The organism is Entomohabitans teleogrylli (assembly GCF_001484765.1).
Lineage (GTDB): Bacteria > Pseudomonadota > Gammaproteobacteria > Enterobacterales > Enterobacteriaceae > Entomohabitans > Entomohabitans teleogrylli.
This window is the reverse complement of record NZ_KQ947377.1, coordinates 181,909-205,193: the sequence shown is the minus strand read 5'-3', so window position 1 is coordinate 205,193 and position 23,285 is coordinate 181,909. Positions and strand designations below refer to the sequence as shown.

The 23,285-nt window shown below is 58.4% G+C and carries 15 protein-coding genes; 11 read left to right on the top strand and 4 right to left on the bottom strand.

The features are described 5' to 3' along the window. Positions 1 to 76 precede the first annotated feature (76 nt). The 3 genes from bcsG to bcsE are packed head-to-tail and all read right to left on the bottom strand — an operon-like array spanning position 77 to position 3,489. Complete coding sequence (gene bcsG / locus AQ981_RS04140; RefSeq protein ID WP_058910499.1) at positions 77 to 1,741, bottom strand: cellulose biosynthesis protein BcsG; 1,665 nt, start codon at positions 1,739 to 1,741, stop codon at positions 77 to 79. Next, positions 1,734 to 1,928, bottom strand: coding sequence for a cellulose biosynthesis protein BcsF (bcsF, locus tag AQ981_RS04135; RefSeq protein WP_058910498.1), 195 nt, complete (start codon positions 1,926 to 1,928; stop codon positions 1,734 to 1,736). The genes bcsG and bcsF overlap by 8 nt, the downstream gene beginning before the upstream one ends. Continuing rightward, positions 1,915 to 3,489 carry a cellulose biosynthesis protein BcsE gene (bcsE, locus tag AQ981_RS04130; RefSeq protein WP_058910497.1) on the bottom strand — a complete coding sequence of 525 codons (1,575 nt, stop codon included), beginning with the start codon at positions 3,487 to 3,489 and terminating at the stop codon, positions 1,915 to 1,917. The genes bcsF and bcsE overlap by 14 nt, the downstream gene beginning before the upstream one ends. A gap of 170 nt (positions 3,490 to 3,659) precedes the next feature. Here bcsE and bcsR point away from each other — a divergent pair, with 170 nt between their 5' ends. The 10 genes from bcsR to AQ981_RS04080 all read left to right on the top strand — a co-directional run bounded on the left by bcsR (position 3,660) and on the right by AQ981_RS04080 (position 19,942). Next, positions 3,660 to 3,848: a cellulose biosynthesis protein BcsR gene (gene bcsR, locus AQ981_RS04125; protein ID WP_058910759.1), complete on the top strand. Its 189-nt coding sequence runs from the start codon at positions 3,660 to 3,662 to the stop codon at positions 3,846 to 3,848. Between the two features lie 17 nt (positions 3,849 to 3,865). Beyond that, on the top strand, positions 3,866 to 4,600 hold the full coding sequence (gene bcsQ / locus AQ981_RS04120) for a cellulose biosynthesis protein BcsQ (RefSeq protein ID WP_058910496.1): 735 nt from the start codon (positions 3,866 to 3,868) through the stop codon (positions 4,598 to 4,600). Next, complete coding sequence (gene bcsA, locus AQ981_RS04115; protein ID WP_058910495.1) at positions 4,597 to 7,212, top strand: UDP-forming cellulose synthase catalytic subunit; 2,616 nt, start codon at positions 4,597 to 4,599, stop codon at positions 7,210 to 7,212. The genes bcsQ and bcsA overlap by 4 nt, the downstream gene beginning before the upstream one ends. 10 nt (positions 7,213 to 7,222) lie before the next feature. Continuing rightward, positions 7,223 to 9,571, top strand: a complete 2,349-nt coding sequence (gene bcsB, locus AQ981_RS04110) for a cellulose biosynthesis cyclic di-GMP-binding regulatory protein BcsB (RefSeq protein WP_058910494.1) — start codon at positions 7,223 to 7,225, stop codon at positions 9,569 to 9,571. Then, on the top strand, positions 9,571 to 10,677 hold the full coding sequence (gene bcsZ / locus AQ981_RS04105) for a cellulose synthase complex periplasmic endoglucanase BcsZ (RefSeq protein ID WP_058910493.1): 1,107 nt from the start codon (positions 9,571 to 9,573) through the stop codon (positions 10,675 to 10,677). The genes bcsB and bcsZ overlap by 1 nt, the downstream gene beginning before the upstream one ends. Then, complete coding sequence (gene bcsC, locus AQ981_RS04100) at positions 10,656 to 14,129, top strand: cellulose synthase complex outer membrane protein BcsC (protein ID WP_058910492.1); 3,474 nt, start codon at positions 10,656 to 10,658, stop codon at positions 14,127 to 14,129. The genes bcsZ and bcsC overlap by 22 nt, the downstream gene beginning before the upstream one ends. Before the next feature lie 118 nt (positions 14,130 to 14,247). Continuing rightward, on the top strand, positions 14,248 to 16,269 hold the full coding sequence (gene hmsP / locus AQ981_RS04095) for a biofilm formation regulator HmsP (protein ID WP_058910491.1): 2,022 nt from the start codon (positions 14,248 to 14,250) through the stop codon (positions 16,267 to 16,269). 151 nt (positions 16,270 to 16,420) lie between these two features. Then, positions 16,421 to 17,707: a dicarboxylate/amino acid:cation symporter gene (locus AQ981_RS04090; RefSeq protein ID WP_058910490.1), complete on the top strand. Its 1,287-nt coding sequence runs from the start codon at positions 16,421 to 16,423 to the stop codon at positions 17,705 to 17,707. Between the two features lie 247 nt (positions 17,708 to 17,954). Then, positions 17,955 to 19,439, top strand: coding sequence for a M16 family metallopeptidase (locus AQ981_RS04085; protein ID WP_058910489.1), 1,485 nt, complete (start codon positions 17,955 to 17,957; stop codon positions 19,437 to 19,439). A 176-nt stretch (positions 19,440 to 19,615) separates the two neighbouring features. After that, positions 19,616 to 19,942 (top strand): antibiotic biosynthesis monooxygenase family protein, encoded by a 327-nt coding sequence (locus tag AQ981_RS04080; RefSeq protein ID WP_058910488.1) that lies wholly within the window; start codon positions 19,616 to 19,618, stop codon positions 19,940 to 19,942. A 77-nt stretch (positions 19,943 to 20,019) separates the two neighbouring features. On the opposite strand, the gene kdgK is transcribed toward AQ981_RS04080, so the two are convergent. After that, complete coding sequence (gene kdgK / locus AQ981_RS04075) at positions 20,020 to 20,952, bottom strand: 2-dehydro-3-deoxygluconokinase (protein ID WP_058910487.1); 933 nt, start codon at positions 20,950 to 20,952, stop codon at positions 20,020 to 20,022. A gap of 263 nt (positions 20,953 to 21,215) precedes the next feature. Here kdgK and AQ981_RS04070 point away from each other — a divergent pair, with 263 nt between their 5' ends. Further along, positions 21,216 to 23,276, top strand: a complete 2,061-nt coding sequence (locus AQ981_RS04070) for an AsmA family protein (protein ID WP_058910486.1) — start codon at positions 21,216 to 21,218, stop codon at positions 23,274 to 23,276. The last annotated feature ends 9 nt before the right edge of the window (positions 23,277 to 23,285 follow it).

Sequence of the window (23,285 nt, the reverse complement as noted above, 5' to 3'; positions counted from 1 at the left end):
TCTGAATGCTTTGACGGCGAAGAGGGGGTTGCGCAGCCTCTCCGGCCCCGGATGCCGGGCGGAGAGGCTGGGGCATTTAACGCGGGTAGGCTACCCAGTCGCCGCCGCCCAGTTTCACGTAGGGTTTACCCTGGTACTCAATGACAATGGCGTTGGAGTTCTCTGAGACCGGCGCCGTCTGCGGCAGGTTGCTGGTCAGGGCATTCCAGTCGACCTTATCCGCGACAAAGTTTTTACCGTCGACAGAGCGGGATACCAGTTCAGAAATCGCCAGGAAGCTGCTGGGCTGGCTGATTTCAATCGCGGCGCCTTCATGGGGATCCTTCATGCCGATAAATTTAACGCCGGCCGGTACATGGGTAATTGACGGACTGGGAATATCGCGCAGGCCGGAAACCTGCATTTTATCGCCCTTCAGCGCCGCGCCATGCTCCGGCACCACCACCACCATAATCTTCCGATCTGATTTTTCCAGTTCGGTCAGGAAGGCGTCCAGTTGATCAAACAGCTTCTGGGCGCGCACTTTATAGTCCGCCGTTTTGCTGACGCCCTGGAAGTGGTTGCCATCGTGCAGCGGCAGCAGGTTGAAGAAAGTCGCGCTGCGCGCGCCCTCTTTCGGCACCTCCTGCAGCCAGCGCTGCAGGACCGCGCTATCGTCATAGATCGGCGAATTATCAAAAGACAGCAGATTAATCGGCAGACCGGTCTGGCTCATCAGCGGCGCCTGCATGCCGCCGTTTTGCTGAATTTCTTTCAGGAAATCGCCGAATACCCCGTTGTGATCCATCATCAGGTGCTGGGTAAAGCCAAGCTGCGCCAGATTATCGAACAGGTAGCATTTATTGCCCGCCGCGGAATAGAGCCCCTTATGGGACTCCTGACCGCAACTGGCGCGCAGCAAGCGGATAGCCGCCGGGCCGCTGTAGGCGGTCGCTGAGTTGAAGTCTTTAAACAAAATATCGAAGTGCTTCCACAGCGGATGATCGCTCAGGCCAGCGGCCTCAATATCGGCCCAGGCCAGGGAGCAGATATTAATCACCAGCAGATCGAACGGCTGGGCATCTTCCGGCAATGTATCCGGGAATGTTGTCTGGCGTTTGGCTTCGCTGGCGTAGAAGGTATTAAGCCATGCCGTCAGGTTCGGTGAAGTTGGCGGCGCCGTCTGCGCCGGGATATCGCCGGTCATGGCCACGCCGTCGCTGGCGTCGTTATTGCCTGCCGCTGCCGCAGTGGTATTGGCCGCTGGCGCGGTGGTGGAAGGCAACAGCGCGATCGCCGGACCGCCGATAGTCAAAATATTCAGCCATACCATGATGGCGACCACAAAGACCGTAATACGAATCCACTGGGACAGGAACAGCCAGGCCACCAGCAGCACAAAGGCCGCGCCAACCATCTGCCAGTTAATAAAGCGCGTCACTAAATCGACGATATAGTCCCAGCTAAAACCGGCCAGTTGCGATCCCTGACTCATAATACTGTCGAGCCCCGGCAGCCAGGTATCATGCCAGAACAGCGCAAAACCGATGGGCAAGGCTATCCAGTGGCGCCATTTATGCAGTTTCTGGTTCGGGATCGGAAACAGCAGAAAGGCCATAAACACCAGGTTCGCCATGGCGTGAAAATTCAGATAGCCGGTCCACAGCAGGCCGAATTTCGCCAGAAAATAGTAGTTCCAGCCGGAGAGCCCGCGCCAGTACTGCCATGAAGAGACCGATGCCGGAAGGATACGTTTAGTCATGTTTTTGTTCTGCCCTGGCGGAAGCGGTACGGCGTAATACCCCCGCGGATTTCACGTAACGTGGTTTCATAAAGTGGATGCGGATAAATGCCTTAATGCGTGCAAGCCGGCTGCGGATCCCATAACCCAGCGGGATAAAGATAAGCGCGCACAGGATAACCAACTGGAAAATGTCATTGAGATTCATGGTGCGCCTGCGCTCCTTTCTGGTCAGACAGCAGAGTTACCGGTTCCGGGATCCGTCGCCATTGTTTGCCGTCATAATGCACGTTCATCGCTTCGCTTTTACCGATGGTTTGCGGCAGCGGCTGGGTACGTTGCTCCTCTTTTACGTAACGCATCTGGTTCAGTTCAGCGCTGATCTGGCTGTCTTCGTACCAGACGGTACGGTTAGATACCACGTCGCCGACCGGCAGCGGGAAAATATGCTTCAGGGCGGTATCGAGGTCATTAATGCGACAGAAGGAGAGAAACAGGTACATCTTGTTGTCGCCGATGGTCACAATATCCCCCTGGCGATTGGGGCGGCACAGCGTCAACGCCTGCTCCACCCGTAGCCCGGGCGTAGGGCGCAGCGCCACCAGCACGCCTTTACTGTCGGCAGGGACCAGCGGGTTGTTCATCAAATCAGTCAGCAGGTTACAGAAGGTCTCCCAGGGCTGGTAGCCTTTCAGCACCAGCGGTTTCATGGCGCGCATCAGGATGTCGATATCTTCCGGCACGTGGCGGGAAAACTGTTGGCCCTGTACGCTTTCGATCAGGCTCAGACTACGGGATAGCGGGGTGTTCCAGGGGATCACCATATTGGCGCCGCAACCCAGCAACAGGCGTTCATCGGTGGCGCGCAGGCTGGGGCTGCGTTCGCGGACAATGATTTTCAGCGCGCTGCCGCGCTGGCGTCTCAGGGTATGAATATCCTGCGCCAGCCCTTCAATCTGATTGTTCTGGTTGAGGGAGAAGATAATAGTGGCGGCCTGAGCGCTGCGGGCGGCGTCAAATAACGCTTCGTTACCGTCAAACAGTTGCCAGTATTCTGAGAGCGGCGGCGCGCCTTCCAGCACTGCATGGTGGCTGAGAATCGCTTTTTCATCGTCGCGGGAGCGGGGGGCGACCGCCGTGGTTTCCGCCAGCGTTAAATCGCCGTCGCGACGGGTTAAAGTCAGTTGCTGACGGGCGCTGACGCCGAGCTGATTCGACCACCAGGCGATATCGTAGACATAATCATCGCCCTGGTAGCGTAAACTGGCGAGCCCGGAAAGGTTGCGATATTCGCCAATTAGCAGCCAAGACTGGCGATCGGTATTATGTCCTGTATTCACGATCAAAAAACCGCAATTATAAACCTTAGTCCAGCGGGCGATTTTTTCCAGCCAGTCAGTGAGTTTGTCACCGGCAATATTTTCGTAAGCATTTTCGGCGCCCACAAGAATTATCAGTGTATTTTCGGGGTCAATATTACAAAGAATATCAGTAGCTAACGCCTGGTGTGCCGGCCAGGTGGCGGGCATAGTAAAAGCCTGAATACTCTCCGGACCCTGCTGACTATCCAGATTGATCAATAATTGCGGTTTTTCGCCCATGGTTATTACCGCGACCCGGGCAGTGGATGTTTGAGCGGCAAGAGTACGGTTTACCAGAGAGATTGCGTCCTGGCGACGATCGACGTTAATCCACCAGACCCCGCCAGTCTGCACATGCCGTAATTCATCCCATAAAGAACGAATGCCAATAGAGAATACTGGGCTCATGCTAAGCCTCTCAAATGAAAACCGTATGTATGTCAGTTTACTAGCGAAAGCCTGTAAATAAACCTAACATTGAAAATAAAGCGCATCAGTTTTAGCATTGTAAACAATTTTCCGGTCATCAGCATAATCATCATGTTATCCAGGAAAATTGAGGGGTGCATATATACAATATGAATAAGAATAGTCCTGGTTATGATGTGGATAATACATCTGCCTATGCTGAGCAAAATGACATTCAGTCATTAAGACGGGCTTTTTCATTACCCAAACTTGACTACGCCGATATTTTACAGCGTGAACACCTTGCCGCTGCGATAAAACGCTGGCCGTTACTGGCCGAAATGGCTGACAAGCAATAAAAAAGGGAGCATACCTGATGGCGGTTATCGGGCTACAGGGCATTCGGGGTGGTGTGGGAACGACGTCGATAGCCGCGGCGCTGGGTTGGGCGCTCCAGCAATTAGGTGAATCCGTACTGGTGATTGATGCCTCGCCGGCCAATATGCTGCGCCTGTTTTTCAATATCGAACTGGCGGATTCGCGCGGCTGGGCCCGTTCAATGCTTGACAACCAGCCGTGGGAGCAGGCCGGCTGGCGCTATGTTTCCCATCTCGACATTTTGCCTTTCGGTAACCTGACGGCGGCGGAGCAGCTGGATTTCGGCGCGCTGGCACCCCGGCTGGCCGCCTTTAGCGATAGCCTCGCCAGGCTGAAAGCCAGCGGCCGCTACCAGTGGATACTGCTCGATCTTCCCGCTGAAACCACCCCGTTAACCCGCCAGTTGCTGGATCAGGCCGATCACATCATGACGGTAGTACGTCCGGACGCCAACTGCCATATCCGCCTGCATCAACAGCTGTTGCCTGAAGGCGCTCTGCTGCTGGTGAACTACCTGCTGGTGGGCAGTAAGGTGCAGGATGATATCTATCAATTGTGGATTAGCGCCCAGCCGCGGCTGGTGCCAATCGCCATTCACCGCGATGAAGCGGTGTCGGAGTCGCTGGCCATGAAACAGCCGCCGGGAGAATACCAGATACAGTCGCTGGCGGCGGAAGAGGTGTTGACGCTGGCGAACTGGTGCCTGCTGCGCCTCGCCGGGAGGGCTGAATGAGTCTCCTTATCCGCAGCCTGTTTATTCCCCCGGTCAGCCAGCGTCTGGGAGAGCGCTATATGACCTACCGGCGCAACGGTTCGCCGCCGCTGGCCGCTTTCTGGGGCTGCCTGTTGTATTCGCTGGCGTGGGTGTTTCTGCCGCTGGAAAATAGCCGCTGGCAGGGGCTTATCGCCCGGCACCAGCAACTGTGGCCGCAGATAAACCCGCAGCGCCCCCGGCCGCTGGATGCGCTGCGCTATGCGATTCAGAGCCTGTGGTTGCTGGTGGCGCTGCCGCGCGAGACCTTTGTGCGCCCTAAACACCGGGCGTTTTCGCGGATTCAGAGCTGGCGCGAATCCTACCTTCACTGGATGGAGACGTTGCCGCAGCGCGTGGAGGATCGTACCCGGCACCTGGAAAGCCACAAAGAGCTGGGGCACCTCAGCCAGGGGCTACGGCGGGTGATCCTCGGCACGGTGGTGGTACTGGCTTTTCTGCTGGCGCTGGTGTGCGTGACGCAGCCCTTTAACCCGCTGTCGCAGTTTATCTTTTTGATGCTGCTGTGGGGTATTGCGCTGATTGTCCGGCGGATGCCGGGGCGCTTCCCGGCTCTGATATTGATTGTGCTCTCCCTGACCGTCTCATGCCGCTATATCTGGTGGCGCTATACCTCGACGCTTAACTGGAACGATCCGCTCAGCCTGATTTTCGGGCTGGTGCTGTTGTTCGCCGAAACCTACGCCTGGATAGTGCTGGTGATGGGCTATTTCCAGGTGATATGGCCGCTCAACCGCCATCCGGTGTCGATGCCGAAAGATATGTCGACCTGGCCGGTGGTGGATATTTTTGTGCCAACCTATAACGAAGACCTCAGCGTGGTGAAAGGCACTATTTACGCGTCGCTGGGCATGGACTGGCCGCGCGACAAGCTGAACGTCTGGATCCTTGACGACGGCGGGCGCGAGGAGTTCCGCAAATTCGCCGAGGAGGTCGGGGTACGCTATATCGCCCGTACCACCCACGAGCACGCGAAAGCGGGGAATATCAATAACGCCCTGAAACAGGCCACTGGCGACCTGGTGGCGATTTTTGACTGCGACCACGTGCCGACCCGCTCATTCCTGCAAATGACCGTGGGCTGGTTTTTCAAAGATGAAAAGCTGGCGATGATGCAGACGCCGCACCATTTCTTCTCGCCGGATCCGTTTGAACGCAACCTCGGGCGTTTCCGTAAAACCCCGAACGAGGGCACGCTGTTCTACGGGCTGGTGCAGGACGGCAACGACATGTGGGATGCGACCTTCTTCTGCGGCTCCTGCGCGGTGATCCGCCGCGGGCCGCTGGATGAAGTGGGCGGTATCGCGGTGGAAACGGTCACCGAAGATGCGCACACGTCCCTGCGCCTGCACCGTCGCGGCTACACCTCGGCCTATATCCGCATTCCCCAGGCCGCCGGGCTGGCGACGGAGAGTTTGTCGGCCCATATCGGCCAGCGTATTCGCTGGGCGCGCGGTATGGTCCAGATATTCCGGCTGGATAACCCGCTGATGGGCAAGGGGCTGAAACTGGCCCAGCGCCTGTGCTACGCCAATGCGATGTTGCACTTCCTGTCCGGGGTGCCGCGGTTGATCTTCCTGACGGCGCCGCTGGCGTTCCTGCTGCTGCACGCCTATATCATTTACGCGCCGGCGATCATGATTGCGCTATTTGTCCTGCCGCATATGATTCACGCCAGCCTGACCAACTCGAAGATCCAGGGGAAATATCGTCACTCGTTCTGGAGCGAAATCTATGAAACTGTGCTGGCCTGGTATATCGCCAGGCCGACTCTGGTGGCGCTGATTAATCCCCATAAGGGTAAGTTCAACGTTACCGCGAAAGGCGGCCTGATTGAACACGAGTACATCGACTGGGTAATTACCCGCCCCTATATGGTCCTGGTGCTGTTTAACTTACTGGGGGTGTTGTTCGGCATCTGGCGCTTCTTTGCCGGTCCGGAAAACGAACAACTGACGGTGCTGGTGAGTCTGGCGTGGGTGTTCTATAACCTGTTGATACTGGGCGGCGCGGTGGCGGTTGCTGTGGAAAGTAAGCAGGTGCGCCACGCGCACCGGGTGGAAATCTCTATGCCGGCGGCTATCGCCCGGGATGACGGCCACCTGTTCTCCTGCACCATGCATGACTATTCCGGAACCGGGGTAGGGGTGAAAGTTCACGGCCAGTCCCGGGTGCTGGAAGGCCAGATGGTGCGTTTGTTGCTTAAACGCGGCACGCAGGAATATGCCTTCCCGGTAAAAGTGGTGCGCGTAATGGACGAAGAGATAGGCCTGGAGCTGACGGATCTCACCACCCAGCAACATATTGATTTTATTCAGTGCACCTTCGCCCGGGCGGATACCTGGGCGCTGTGGCAGGACAGTTATCCGGAAGATAAACCGCTGGAAAGCCTGCTCGATATTCTGAAATTAGGGTTCCGGGGCTACCGCCATCTGGCGGAGTTCGCGCCGGCATCCCTGAAAGTGGTATTCCGTTCCTTGACCGCACTGGTTGACTGGATCGTGTCGTTTATTCCCCGCCGACCGGCGCGCGCCGCCGGACCGCATTCGGGGCCGGCAGTGGCTCAACAATGATGAAAACGCGATGAAAAGAAAAATATCCTGGTTATATGCCGCCGCTCTGGGGGTAACAAGTTTTCCATTCATTCAGGCCTGGGCTGCTCCGCAGGCGCAGCCGGACGCCGCCGCGCCAGTGGAGAATCAGGCAGCGCCTGCCGCTACCGAAGGCGAAGTCCCTGTTGGGTCGGTATTGCCCGGGGTGACGGGCGCCGATGCGCCGATCTTCGCTGCCGGTACGCCGTCGCGGGATGTGAAACTGGACTTCGCGCAAATCGCGCCGCCGCCAGGCAGCATGGTGCTGCGCGGCATCAACCCGGATGCCTCTGTGGAATTCGGCATGCGCAGCGATGAAGTGGTGACCAAAGCCCTGCTCAACCTGGTGTACACCCCGTCGCCGGCGTTGATTCCGGTGCAATCGCAACTGAAGGTGTATCTCAATGATGAACTGATGGGCGTGCTGCCGGTCACGAAGGAGCAACTGGGGAATAAAACGGTCGCTCAGTTGCCGATTGATCCGCTGTACATCACCGATTTTAACCGGGTACGGCTGGAGTTCGTCGGCCACTATCGCGATATCTGTGAAAATCCGGCCAACAGCACGCTGTGGCTGGACGTAGGGCGCGGTAGCGCCCTGGATTTAACCTTCCAGACCCTGGATGTGCGTAACGACCTGTCCCATTTCCCGGTGCCTTTCTTTGACGCCAGGGACGATCGAAGCCTGGAGTTACCCATGGTGTTCGCCGGCTCGCCGGATCTGGAGCAGCAGCGCGCCGCGGCGATTATCGCCTCGTGGTTTGGCTCCCGCGCGGTGTGGCGCGGTCAGCACTTCCCGGTGCTGTTCAATCAGTTGCCGGACCGGAATAGTATTGTTTTCGCCACTAACGACCGACGTCCGGACTTCCTGCGCGAGCACCCGCCGGTGCAGGCGCCGACCCTTGAAATGATAAGCCACCCCGACAAACCGTGGGTGAAAATGCTGGTGGTATTCGGCCGTGACGATAATGACCTGGTGCTGGCGGCAAAAGGGATTGCCAAAGGCAATATATTGTTCCGCGGTAGTCAACTGGTGGTCAATGATGTGACGCCGCTGCTGGCGCGTAAACCCTATGATGCGCCGAACTGGGTGCGTACTGACCGGGCAGTTACCTTTGGCGAGCTGAAAACCTATGAAGAGCAGTTGCAGTCTTCCGGCCTGGTGCCGGCTTCGGTCAATGTGACGCTCAACCTGCCGCCGGATCTGTACCTGCTGCGCACCAACGGTATCGATATGGATCTCAAATATCGCTATACCTCGCCGCCGGCGAAGGACAGCTCGCGGATGGACATCAGCCTGAACAACCAGTTCCTGCAGTCGTTCCCGCTGTTGCCAAAGGACCGCGGGAACAAACTGTTCCTGCGTCTGCCGGTGATGCAGGGGCTGCTGGACGGCAATAACGATGTCTCGCTGCCCGCTCTGCGCCTGGGGGCGACCAACCAGTTGCGCTTCGACTTCTTCTACATGAACCCGATCCCCGGGGGATCGATCGAGAACTGTATTACTTATCAGCCGGTACCGAACCGGGTGGTGATTGATGATGCGTCGACGATTGATTTCTCCAGTTATTATCACTTCATCGCCATGCCGGACCTGCGCACCTTCGCCAATGCCGGTTTCCCGTTCAGCAGAATGGCCGATCTGTCGGAAACCCTGGTGGTGGTGGCGAAACAGCCGGCGCCGGCGCAGGTGATGGCGCTGCTTGATGCGCTGGGCACTATCGGCGCCCAGACCGGTCTGGCGGCGTTTAACGTCAACCTGACCGATAACCCGGAGCAGATGAAAGGTAAAGACGCCGATATCATGATCATCGGCAACATCCCGGAACCGTTGAAGGACGACAAAAAAATCAATCTGCTGGTCGACGCCGCGAAGAGCTGGGTGAAAACCCCAGTCCGCCAGACGACCCTGCCGACGATTATGCCGGATGAGAACGATCGCGCCGCGGAAGCCCAGACAACGGTAACCTCCAGCGCGCCGATGGCGGCGGTGGTCGGCTTCCAGTCGCCGTACCACGAGCAGCGTAGCGTTGTCGCTCTGCTGGCGGACAGCCCGCGCGGCTACGAATTACTCAACAATGCGCTTAATGATTCCGGGAAACGCGCCGCTATCTATGGTTCGGTCGCGGTGATTCGCGAATCCGGTGTCGCCGGGCTGCGGGTGGGGGATATTTACTATGTCGGGCACCTGCCGTGGTTTGAACGCCTGTGGTTTGCGCTTTCGAACCATCCGGTGCTGCTGGCGGTGTTTGCCGCAATCAGCGTAGTACTGCTGGCCTGGGTGCTGTGGCGTATTCTGCGCATCCTGAGTCGCCGTCGCCTGCACGCTGAGGATGAGTAATGAACTGGCGCGGCGCTACGGCGGTTCTGGCGATGCTCATAACGGTCGGCGTCCGCGCCGACTGCGGCTGGCCCGCCTGGGAACAGTTCAAAAGCGGGTTTGTCAGCGAAGGGGGAAGGGTTGTCGATCCGAGCGACGATCGCAAAATCACCACTTCCGAGGGGCAAAGTTATGGGCTGTTCTTCGCGCTGGTGGCCAATGATCGGGCGGCCTTCGACCGGATACTGGCCTGGACCCAGAACAATCTGGCGAAGGGCGACTTAAGTAAACAGCTTCCGGCCTGGCTGTGGGGGCGTCGCGAGGATAATCAGTGGACGGTGCTGGACACTAACTCCGCCTCCGATTCCGACCTGTGGATAGCCTGGGCGTTGCTGGAGGCCGGGCGGCTGTGGGAGCAGGACAGCTACAGTACGCTGGGGGAACAACTCCTGGCGCGTATCGCAAAAGAAGAAGTGGCGCAGATCCCCGGTCTGGGGCCAATGCTGCTGCCGGGCAAAGTAGGATTTGCCCAAAAGGATAGCTGGCGGCTAAACCCCAGCTATCTGCCGCTACAGCTTATCGATCGGGCGGCGCGCTACCCGGGGCCGTGGTCAAAAATGCGTGGTCCGACGCTGCGTCTGTTACTGGAAACCTCTCCCAAAGGGTTCTCCCCCGACTGGGTCAACTGGAACAAAGGCAAAGGCTGGCAGATGAAAGCGCAGCCGGCGCTGGTAAGCAGCTACAACGCCATTCGGGTCTATCTGTGGGCCGGTATGATGAGCGATCGCGATCCTGATAAAGCCCGCCTGCTGAACCATTTCCAGCCGATGATTGACGCTACCGTGAAGCGCGGCGCGCCGCCGGAACAGGCGGCGGTGGTGAGCGGCGCGTTAACCAACGATGGGCCAGTGGGTTTTTCCGCCGCCCTGTTGCCCGCTCTGCAGGACAGTCCGGCGCTGTATGTGCAGCGCCAGCGGGTGAAGGATCAGTATCCGCAGCAGGACGCCTATTACAACTTTGTTTTAACTCTGTATGGCCAGGGATGGGATCAGCAGCGTTTTCGCTTTACGTCTCAGGGCGAATTAGTCCCTGACTGGGGCCAGCTATGCGCAACACAATCTCAATAAGTCTACTCAGTCTTTCCCTCAGTATAGCGTGGATGCCATCGGCGTTCGCCGCCGAAGCGTCCGGCCAGCAGCAGCTTCTGCAGCAGGTGCGGCTGGGTGAAGCGACAAATCGTGAAGACCTGGTGCGCCAGTCGCTGTACCGGCTGGAACTGATAGCCCCGGACGATCCGGATGTCATCGCCGCCCGGATGCGCTATCTGTTGCGCCAGGGGGACAGCGATGGCGCCCGTAAGTTGCTGGAGCGGATGGCGAAACTTTCCCCGAACGCCAGCGCCTATCAGGATGCGCGTCTCACGATGATGCTGGCCTCCCCGGAAGGGCGTCAGCAACTGCAGCAGGCGCGCCTGCTGGCCACCACGGGTCATAATGAAGAGGCGATTGTCGCGTATCAGAAACTGTTTAACGGCGAACCGCCCGAGGGAGATATCGGGATCGAATACTGGCTGTTGATGGCCAAAGTGCCGGCCCATCACAGCGAAGCGCTCAGCCAGTTGCAGAAAATGAACGCCCGTACGCCGGGCAATAACGCGTTGCAGGCGGCGCTGGCGCAAATGTTGTTTAACGATGGCCGCGAGCAGGATGGTTTTGCGGTGCTGGAGCAGATGGCGCGCTCCAGCACCGGCCGCGGGCAGGCGTCGGAAATGTGGTATGCCCGAATTCAAAAAATGCCGGTCAGCCAGTCCAGTGTGACGGCGCTGCAGAATTTCCTGCAAACCTTCAGCGAAGGGGAGAGCGTCAATGCGGCGAAAGTTATGCTGGAGCAACAGCAGAAACAACTGGCGGATCCGGCCTTCCGCGCCAGGGCGCAGGGACTGGCGATTGTCGAAGCGGGCGGCGGCGCCCGGGCGATTGGCGACCTGAAGCGGGCGCTGACCAGCGATCAAAAAGACAGCGATCTGGTGGGGGCGCTGGGCCAGGCCTACTCCCGCCAGGGCAACCGGGCGCTGGCGGTGCGGCAGTTTGAAAAGGCGATCGCGATGGACCCGCAGGGCAGCGACCGCGGTAAGTGGGAAAGCCTGCTGCAAACCAACCGTTACTGGCTGTTGATCGACCAGGGCGATGCGGCGCTGAAAGCCAATGATAACGCGCTGGCGCAGCGTAAATTCCAACAGGCCCGGCGCGTCGATCCCAGCGACAGCTATGCAGTTCTGGGGCTGGGGGATGTCGCGGTGGCCAATAAGGACGATGCGGCGGCGGAGCGCTATTACCGCCAGGCGCTGCGTATGGATTCCGGCAACAGTAATGCGGTGCGCGGGCTGGCGAATATCTATCGTCGCCAGTCGCCGGAGCAGGCGCAGGCTTTTCTGGATACGCTCAGCGCCCGTCAGCGTAAAAGTATTGACGATATTGAGCGCAGCCTGACGGATGAGCGCCTGGAAAAACAGGCCGCGGCGCTGGAAAACGAAGGTCGCTGGCATGAGGCCGCGGTTGTGCATCAGCGTCGTTTACAACAGGATCCCGATAGTATCTGGACGACATACCGGCTGGCGAAAGATCTGGCCGCCTCCGGGCAACAGGCCCGGGGCGACAGCGCTTTCAGCGAGCTGGCGCGCCGCCACCCCGGCGATGCGGATCTGGTCTATGCCCGCGCGCTCTACCTGTCCGGTACCGATCGGGATGCCGAATCGCTCTCCTCCCTGAATGCCCTGCCGCGTGGCCAGTGGACCGACAATATCCGCGAACTGGCACAGCGTCTGGAGCTGAATCAGGTGATGGCGCGCGCCAACCAGTTGCGCGACAGTGGTCAGGAGGTCGCGGCGATTGCGCTATTACAGCAGCAGCCGGCGTCGGACCGCATTGATTTAACTCTGGCGGACTGGGCTACTCAGCGCGGGGATTATGACGGCGCGGTGGCAAGCTATCAGAAGGTGCTGTCCCGGGACCCGGAGAATAGCGATGCGCTGCTCGGAATGACCGAAACGCTGATCGCCCGCGGCGACAAAGACGGGGCGCGCCGTCAGTTGGCGCAGTTCAATCAGCAACAGGCGGCGGAGGCGCTGTCGGCGAATACTCTGCGACGGGTGGCTAACGCCAGCGCGGCGCTGGGGGATAATGGCCAGGCGCGGCGTATCTATAGCCAGATTGTGCCGCAGGCGACGTCACAGCCGCCGTCGATGGAAAATGCCCTGGTGCTGCGCGACGCGGCGCGATTTCAGGCTGCGGATGGTCAACCGCAGCAGGCGCTGGGCACCTGGCGGGATGCGATGGTGGCGTCCGACATTACCGATCGGCGTCCACAGAACAATGATGAATTCACCCGTCTGACCCGCAACAATGCGGCTGATGACTGGCTGAAGCGCGGCGTGCGCAGCGACGCAGCCGACCTGTACCGCCAGCAGGATGTCACTGTAACTCTCGATCACGATTACTGGGGTTCCAGCGGCACCCCGGGGTATTCCGATCTCAAAGCGCATACCACGATGCTGCAGGTGGACGCGCCGCTCAGCGACGGCAAAATGTTTTTCCGCACCGATGTGGTGAATATGGATGCCGGCACCTTCAGCAGCGGCGAGTACAGCGAAAAATGGGGCACCTGTTATGAGCACGGCTGTAGCGGCAGCAATAAACAGCGTGCCGCCGGGGCCAGTATCGCAGCGGGCTGGCGTAACGACACCTGGCAAATGGATCTGGGTACTACCCCCATGGGGTTCGATGTGGTGGATGTGGTCGGCGGGCTGAGTTACAGCGACGATCTGGGACCGATAGGCTATACGCTTAACGCCCATCGCAGGCCGATCTCCAGTTCAGTGCTGTCGTTTGGCGGCCAGCGCGATCCGAACACCAATACCGTGTGGGGCGGGGTGCGCGCCACCGGGGCCGGCGTCAGCATGAGCTATGACAAGGGAGGCGCCCACGGGGTCTGGTCGAGCCTGAGCGCCGACACGCTGACCGGCAAAAATGTGGCGGATAACTGGCGGGTGCGCTGGATGACCGGTTACTACTATAAGCTGATTAACGAAGACAACCGCCGCCTGACCGTCGGGTTGAGCAATATGATCTGGCACTACGATAAAGATCTGAGCACCTATACCCTCGGTCAGGGAGGATATTACAGCCCGCAGCAATACCTGTCGTTCGCGGTGCCGGTTATCTGGCGTCAGCGTACCGAAAACTGGTCCTGGGAGTTAGGAGGCTCGGTATCCTGGTCGCACTCGAAGACCAATGACCAGCGGCGTTATCCGATCTCCAGCCTGATTCCCGACGGCCAGGGATATACCGACAAGTACGCGATAGAGACCGGCAGCTCGTCGTCCGGAACCGGTTATACCGCCCGGGCGTTAATTGAACGCCGCCTGACTTCGCACTGGTCGATTGGCGCGGGGATCGATATTCAACAGGCGAAGGATTATGCCCCGAGTCATGCGCTGGTCTTTGTGCGTTATTCGTTAGGGGGATGGCAGGGAGATATGGACATGCCGCCGCAGCCGCTGGTGCCGTATGCAGACTGGTAAATTATCTGTAATCCCGGTGTGAATAAGTCTACAAAGGGTCGCAATACAGTATACTCCTGCCCACGGGGCCGGCGGATCGCCGCGCAGCGGAATGCAGCTATTCTGACGGAGAGTGAATTTGCGAGTCAGTCGTTCGTTAACGATCAAACAGATGGCAGCCGTATTTGCGGTTGTCATGGTGTTTGTTGCGGTTTTTATTGTTGTTTTGCTCTTTCACTTCGTGCAGCAGAGTCGTTATACCACCGCGACGCAAATGGAAAGCATCGCGCATTCCGTGCGCCGCCCCCTGTCGGCGGCCATTCTTAAAGCAGATATCCCCCAGGCCGAAGCGATCCTCAGTCAAATCCAGCCCTCCGGCATTCTCAGCCGGGCTGATGTGGTGTTGCCTAATCAGTTTCAGGCGCTGCGCGTCAGCTTTGTCACCGAGCGATCGGTACCGGTGCTGATGGCGCGGATATTTGAACTGCCGGTGCAGATTTCTCTGCCGCTGTATTCGCTGGAGCGCCCGGCCAATCCACAGCCGCTGGCGTATCTGGTGCTGCAGGCGGACTCCTGGCGCATGTATCGCACGATTCTGAGCACCATTTCCACCCTGGTCACCGCCTGGCTGCTGTTGGTGCTGGTGCTGACGGTGGGCATTACCTGGTGTATTAATCGCCTGATTGTTCATCCGCTGCGCCGCATGGGTCGGGAACTGAACGATATCTCTCCCCAGGATGCGGTGGGGCACCAGCTTAAGATCCCTGCGTTGCACCACGATGATGAAATCGGCCTGCTGGTGCGCAGTTATAACCGCAACCAGCAGGCGGTCAGGCGTCAGCAGGATGAACAGGTCCGTCTGAGCACCCGTTTCCCGGGGTCGGAATTGCCGAACAAAGCCCTGTTGCAGGCGCTGGTGGAACAGGATCTACAGGCCGGTAAGCCGCTGGCGATGATAGTATTGGCCAGCGAAACGCTACAGGAATCGGCCGGGGTACTGAATGAAGAGCAGCGTGAGGCGCTGGTACTGACGCTGGTGTCCCGCCTGCAACAGCACTTGCCGGCCGGCATGGTGCTGGCTCAGGTCAATCTGTACGATTTTGCGGTGCTGGCGCGTGGGATCACCGATCCCTGGCAGGCGATGCAGCTTGCCCGCCAGTTGCTGGCGGCGGTGAATGAAAAATTGCCGCTCAACGCCATTTATCTGCGCCCCAGCGCCAGCGTAGGGATCGCCATGCGCATCGCCGATATCCGCGCAGAGCAATTGCTGCGCCGCGCGGTGTCCGCCGCCTTTGCCGCCCGGCAGATGGGCAAAAACCAGATTCAGTTTTTCGATCCGGAGCAGATGGTGCGGGCGCAACAGCGGCTAACGGAGGAGAACGATATTCTCGGGGCCCTGGAAAATGAGCAGTTTGCACTCTGGCTGCAGCCGCAAATTCGCCTGAGCGATGAGCGGGTCGCCAGCGTTGAGGTACTGCTGCGTCAGCAGCAGCCGGACGGTAGCTGGACGCTGCCTGACGGGTTGATTGATCGTATTGAATCCTGCGGCCTGATGGTCACCGTCGGTAACTGGGTGCTGGAGTCGGCGGTTCGCCTGCTGTCCAGCTGGCAGCGGCGGGGAGTGGAGATTCCGGTCAGTGTGAATATTTCCGCGTTACAACTGGTGCAGCCGGATCTGGTGGAGCGGCTGATGACGTTGTTGCAGCGCTATGCTATCGCGCCCGGCAGCCTGATACTGGAAGTGACGGAAAGCCGGCGTATTGACGATCCGCAGGCGGCGGTTAACATTCTGCGGCCGCTGCGCCACGCCGGGGTGCGTATCGCGCTGGACGATTTTGGCATGGGCTATGCCAGCTTACATCAATTGCACCACATGAAGTCGGTGCCGGTGGACATCCTGAAAATCGACAAGAACTTTGTCAGCGGCCTGCCGGAGGACGGCAGTATCGTGTCGCTGATCCTCACCATGGCGCGTAACCTGAACCTGGAGGCGATCGCCGAAGGGGTGGAAACCGAAGCGCAACTGAACTGGTTGCGCGAGGCCGGGGTGGAAATCGTTCAGGGTTATCTGTTTGCCCGGGCGATGTCACCGGAAGCGTTCACTCAGCGCTATTTGACGCCTGATAGCGATGATGATGTAAAAAACTATGAAAAAAAGTAATGGGCTGGTGCGAGTCAGCTCACTTTTTTAACACATTTGTTTCAAATGTGATGAATATATATTTCCTTAATGTTTTCCTGGTGTAGCTTTAGGCACCGCAGATCTAATAACAATGTTTAGTCTGCGGATTTTGCCGTTTATGGGACACTTTATGAAAACATCACTCTTTAAAAGCCTCTACTTTCAGGTGTTGACCGCCATCGCTATCGGTATTCTGCTCGGCCACTACTGGCCGGATCTGGGTGCTGACATGAAACCGCTGGGCGACGCCTTTGTTAAATTAATCAAAATGGTAATCGCCCCGGTTATTTTCTGTACCGTGGTGACCGGCATCGCCGGGATGGAAAGCATGAAAGCTGTCGGCCGTACTGGTGCGGTGGCTTTGCTGTACTTTGAAATCGTCAGTACCCTGGCGCTAATCATTGGCCTGATTATCGTCAACGTGGTACAGCCCGGCGCGGGAATGAACGTGGATCCGGCAACCCTGGATGCCAAAGCGGTGGCTATCTACGCCGAGCAGGCAAAAGATCAGGGGATCGTCGCTTTCCTGATGGATGTGATCCCATCCAGCGTTATCGGCGCTTTTGCCAGTGGTAATATCCTGCAAGTGTTGCTGTTCGCTGTGATGTTTGGCTTTGCGCTGCATCGTCTTGGCGAAAAAGGCCAGATTATCTTCAGCGTCATTGAAAGCTTCTCGCAGGTCATCTTCGGCATCATCAATATGATCATGCGCCTGGCGCCGATTGGCGCCTTCGGCGCGATGGCGTTCACCATCGGTAAATACGGCGTGGGAACCCTGGTGCAGCTCGGCCAACTGATTATCTGTTTCTACGTGACCTGTATTCTGTTTGTGGTGCTGGTATTGGGCAGCATCGCCCGGGCCACCGGGTTCAGCATCTTCAAATTTATCCGCTATATCAAAGAAGAGCTGCTGATTGTACTGGGTACCTCGTCGTCGGAATCCGCGCTGCCGCGTATGCTGGATAAGATGGAGAAGCTCGGATGCCGCAAATCGGTGGTCGGGCTGGTGATTCCGACCGGCTATTCGTTCAACCTTGACGGCACCTCAATCTATCTGACTATGGCGGCGGTGTTTATTGCCCAGGCGACCAACAGCCATATGGATATCTTCCATCAGATCACGCTGTTGGTGGTGCTGCTACTCTCCTCGAAAGGGGCGGCAGGGGTGACCGGTAGCGGGTTCATTGTGCTGGCAGCGACCATTTCGGCGGTCGGACATCTGCCGGTGGCTGGTCTGGCTCTGATTCTCGGCATCGACCGCTTCATGTCCGAGGCCCGCGCCCTGACTAACCTGGTCGGCAACGGCGTGGCGACAGTGGTGGTGGCGAAGTGGGTAAAACAACTGGATGAAAAGCAGTTGCAGAACACGCTGAATAATAAGCCGTCTGACGCTAAAACCAGCGAAATATCCTCCTGAACTCTCTGATTTCCCGCAGCCACTTGCCCTGGCTGCGGGCTCCTGCGCATAATTAGCCTTAATTTCACCTCAAGGCGTGACTTTTTTCTTTTCGTGCGGTCTAACTGAAAACAGAAAAAAGTTATCTGCGCCGCGCCCTATGCGCGCCGCAGTGTATACCCTGAATAACTTGCGTATTGTAAACGCGCATGCAGTTTGAAGTATCACGGGTATCGTATTTCACCAGGAATGTTGATCAGGGGTTCACATGCAGGGCAAAACAATTCGTCTTTTCGCTGGCGGTTTACTGATGGGTATTGTCGTCAGTAACGTGCAGGCAGAAGCGCTCCAGCCCGATCCGGCCTGGCAACAGGGGACCCTGCCGAATGGTTTTCAGTGGCAGGTTCTGGCAACGCCTCAACGCCCCAGCGATCGTATCGAGATTCGTCTGACAGTGAACAGCGGTTCGCTGACGGAAAGCGCCCAGCAAAGCGGTTACAGCCGCTTTATTCCGCATCTGGCGCTGATGCAAACCAACCTTTCCGCCGCCCAGACCAGCGCCTTCTGGCAGCAGGGCAGCGATCCCCAGCGGGCTTACCCGCCGGCAATAGTTTCCTATGATTTCACGCAGTTCAGCCTCAGCCTGCCCAACAATCGCGCCGATTTGTTGAAAGAGGCCTTTGGCTGGCTGGCGAACAGCGCCGGAAAATTATCCATTACTCAGGAGACGGTGGCCCAGGGGCTGCAGGCGCAAAACGATGTGCCGACCTGGCCGACGGACCCGCGGGATGGCTGGTGGCGCTATCGCCTGAAGGGCTCTACGCTGCTGGGACACGATCCGTTGCTGGCGCTGAAACAGCCGGTGGATGCGCAACAGTTAGCCGCTTTCTACCACAAGTGGTATACCCCGGACGCGATGACGCTGATTGTGGTCGGCAATGTGGACAGCCGCGCCGTATCGGAGCAAATCAATAAAGCGTTTGGCGAACTGAAAGGCAAACGCGAGACGCCGGCGCCGGTGCCGACTATCGCACCGCTGAAGCGTGAAGCGGTCAGTATCATGACCGACAAGGTTCGCCAGGATCGGCTGTTGATTATGTGGGATAACCCCTGGCAGCCGATTCGCGAATCCGCCGCGCTACTGCGCTACTGGCGTGCCGACCTGGCGCGTGAAGCGCTGTTCTGGCGTATTCAGCAAAGCCTGAGTAAAAATAATGCCAAAGACATTGGCCTCGGTTTTGACTGCCGGGTGCTGTTCCTGCGCGCCCAGTGCGGGATCAATCTGGATTCGCCAAATGACAAGCTGGCCGGCAACTACACCATGGTGGCCCGGGAGCTGGCGAATGTCCGCGAGAACGGCCTGAGCGGCGATGAGTTCAACGCGCTGGTGGCGCAGAAGAACCTTGAACTGCAGAAGCTGTTCGCCACCTATGCGCGCAGCGATACCGACATTCTGATCAACCAGCGGCTGCGCTCGCTACAGAATCAGGTAGTGGATATCGCGCCGGAGCGCTATCAGCGTCTGCGTCAGGATTTCCTCTCTGGCCTGACGGTCGAGTCGCTCAACCAGGAACTGCGTCAGCTGTTGTCGCAGGATATGGCGCTGGTGCTGCTGCAGCCGCAAGGCGAGCCGGAATACAGTATCAAAGCGCTGCGTGAGGACTGGGATAAAGTGATGACGCCTGTTGCGGCCCCCGTCGCGGTTGAAGACAGCGTCCGTCAGGATGTGAGCGATATTCCTCCTGCCCGGTAGGCGGCGACTGCGCCACAGCGGGAGTCATCCCGCCGTGGTTTTCTGAATGGGTGATTTTTGCCGCGCCGTTCCCGGGCGTCTGCGGGGAGAGGCGGGGATACTTCGTTACCCGTCAAAGCATTCGTCGTGACCGGGCTTTATGATGTCTGTACAGACCAGACACTCAGGAGCCGTTTATGATCGCCGTTATTTTCGAAGCCCAGCCTTTTCCTGCACAGCAGCCACGCTATCTGGCGCTGGCGGCGGAGCTGAAACCTCTGTTGCAGGAGGTGGACGGCTTTATTTCTATCGAACGTTTTCAGAGCCTGACCCAGCCGGGAAAAATACTTTCCCTCTCCTGGTGGCGGGATGAAGAGGCGGTCCAGGCCTGGCGCAACCAGGTCGATCATCAGGCGGCCCAGCGCGAAGGGCAGGAAGCGATTTTCAGCCATTATCGGCTGCGGGTGGCCGCGGTATTGCGCGACTACAGCCGCACTGCGCAACCGCAGGGCGCGCCATCGTAACGGATAAAGCGGCTACTATTACTGGCGCGCAGTTCCTGGCTGGCAGGGACAGGCGCGTCGGCGCCTGCCCGCTGGTCTTATGCCGGCATCGCGTCGCGGGGGATGATCGCGCCGCGGTACTGGATGACGGTGCTGGCGGTCAGATGACCGCGGCGTGCCGCTGCTCCGGCGTCGCCGCCCAGCAGGCGCACCGCGAGGTAACCGGCGCTGAATGAGTCCCCGGCAGCGGTCGTATCCACCACGCGATCTTTTGCCAGTTTTACCGCTGGTACATCAACCAGCGGCTGCCCCTGGATTGCCACCAGACAACTATCGGCGCCGCGTTTGATCACCACCTCCTGTACGCCGGCGTCATGGGTACGCGCAATCACTTCTTCCAGCGGTTTTTCTCCCCACAGGGCGTCTTCGTCGTCCAGCGTCAGGAAAGCAATGTCGGTACATTCCAGCATTTGCCGGTATACCTGACGGGTTTCTTCCTTACTGCTCCACAGGCGCGGGCGGTAATTGTTGTCAAAAATCACCTTTCCGCCGTTGGCGCGGCACTGGCGTAGCAGGGTGAGTAATTTCTCGCGGCTCTGCGGGCTTAAAATCGCCAGGCTGATACCGCTCAGATACAGAAAGTCGAAGCGGGCCAGTTCAGCGCAAATCTGCGGCGCCCGATCGGTCTCCAGCCAGAAACGGGCGGCGGCTTCGTTGCGCCAGTACCAGAAGGTGCGCTCGCCGCTGTCGTCAGTTTCGATGTAATACAGGCCGGGCAGGCGGTTCGCCAGACGCTGGGTCAGATCGGTATGGACGTTTTCTGTATGCCAGGCGTCAAGCATCTGCTGGCTGAAACTGTCCTCGCCCAGCGCAGTAACATAGTGGACGCTGAGCCGCTCTGCGGGCACCTGACGGGCGATATACACCGAGGTGTTCAGCGTGTCGCCGCCAAAGCCACGGCTCACCGAGGAGCCCTTTTCGGACATTTCGATCATACATTCGCCGATAACGGCAATTTTCTGGATAGACATAGCCGGGAACCTGAGTAGAGAGAAAATTAAACACTAGTTTGCTGGGCTGGCAAAACGGAGTCAAACAATTTAAAACGACGTTTTGATAAACTTTGAGCAAAGTTAAATTCGCGCCATCAACGGTCAATCGCGACAGTGAATAATGCACATTTCACGGCGCTACCGGCGTCTTCCGGCAGCACAAATTCGGCCTTTCCGGGCGCCGACGCTTTTCCCTCGACTATCTTTACCTTAACAGGATCGATCGTAAGGCGAGGTGAGTGATGACGAAAACGGGCAAGGTGCTGAGCTGGACAGGCGGTATCGTGCTGCTGCTGATGGTGGTGCTGGTTGCGATAATTGCCACTTTTGACTGGAACCGCCTGAAGCCGACCATTAACCGCAAGGTCTCGGCGGAACTGAACCGGCCGTTTGCTATTCGCGGCGATCTGGGGGTGGTGTGGGAGCGCAACAAAGACGAGCCTGGCTGGCGCAGTTGGGTGCCGTGGCCCCATGTTCACGCAGAGGATATTTTACTGGGCAACCCGCCGGAGATCCCGGAGGTGACCATGGTCCATCTGCCGCGGGTCGAGGCGACACTGGCGCCGCTGGCGCTGTTGACCCGGACAGTCTGGCTACCGTGGATCAAACTGACTCAGCCCGATGCGCGCCTGATTCGCCTGTCGGAAAAGACTAACAACTGGACCTTTAACCTGGCCGGGGATGACACGCAGCAGGCGGAGGCGGCGCCGTCATCGTGGTCATTCCGGCTGGATAACATTCTTTTTGACCGCGGTAAGGTCGCAGTCAGCGACAAAGTGACCCAGGCGCAAATGACTATCCTGGTCGATCCGCTGGGGAAACCGCTGCCGTTCAGCGAAGTGACCGGCGACAAAAAAGGCGCTAACAGCGCGAATGTCGCGGACTATGTCTTTGGCCTGAAGGTTCAGGGGCAGTATAAGGGCGAGCGGGTTAACGGCAGCGGTAAAATCGGCGGCATGCTGGCGCTGCGCAGCGAAGGGACGCCATTCCCGGTACAGGCCGATATTCGCACCCGCGACGCGCGCGTCGCTTTTACCGGTACTATCAATGACCCCATGAAAATGGGCGGTGTCGACCTGCGCCTGAAATTCGCCGGCAATTCGTTGGGCAATCTGTACGATTTAACCGGCGTGCTGCTGCCGGATACTCCGCCCTATGAGACCGACGGCCACCTGACGGCGAAAATAGACAGCGATAAAGGGTCGGTATTCCGCTATCAGGATTTTAACGGGCGGATCGGCGACAGCGATATTCACGGTTCGTTGACCTTTACCCAGGGCAAACCGCGGGCGAAGCTGGAAGGGGATATGGAGTCACGACAACTGCGGCTGGCGGATCTCGGGCCGCTGATCGGCGTCGACTCCGGTAAGGGGGCGGATGAAAACCGCCGCGAGGAGCAGCGCAAGGGGCAGCGTACGATTCAGCCGGCGGATAAAGTGTTGCCGTACGATACGTTTGATACCGAAAAGTGGTCGGTGATGGATGCTGACGTCCGCTTTAAGGGCCGGCGTATTGAGCACAGTACCCGGCTGCCGCTGCGCGATCTCTCCACCCACGTGATCCTCAGCAACGGCGATTTGCAGCTCCAGCCGCTGCGTTTCGGCATTGCCGGCGGCACCATCGATTCCACCATCCATCTGTCCGGTGACCAGAAGCCCATGCGCGGCACCGCGCAGATCAAAGCCCGCCAGCTACAGCTGAAACAACTGATGCCGAATGTCGAAGCGATGCAGAAAACCCTCGGTCAGCTTAACGGCGATGCGCAACTGCGCGGTACCGGCAATTCGGTGGCGGCGCTGCTCGGCAGCAGTAACGGTAACCTCAAACTCCTGATGAACGATGGACTGATCAGTCGCAACCTGATGGAAATTCTCGGGCTGAACGTCGGGAACTATATCATCGGGCAGATTTTTGGCGATGAAGAGGTACGGATCAACTGTGCGGCGGCGAACCTTGATCTGGTGAACGGGGTAGCGCGTCCGCAGATTTTTGCCTTTGATACCGAAAATGCCCTGATCAACGTCACCGGTACCGCCAGCATGGCTAATGAGCGTCTTGACTTAACCATTGATCCGGAAAGTAAAGGATTCCGGGTGATCACCCTGCGTTCACCGCTGTATGTTCGCGGTACCTTTAAAAATCCGCAGGCCGGGGTTAAGGCCGGACCGCTGATCGCCCGCGGCGCGGTCGCGGCGGCGCTGGCGACGCTGGTCGCGCCGGCCGCCGCCCTGCTGGCGCTGGTCTCCGCGCCGGAAGGTGATGAAAACCAGTGCCGAACGATCCTTTCGCAGATGAAGCGCTAAAGGTAAAAC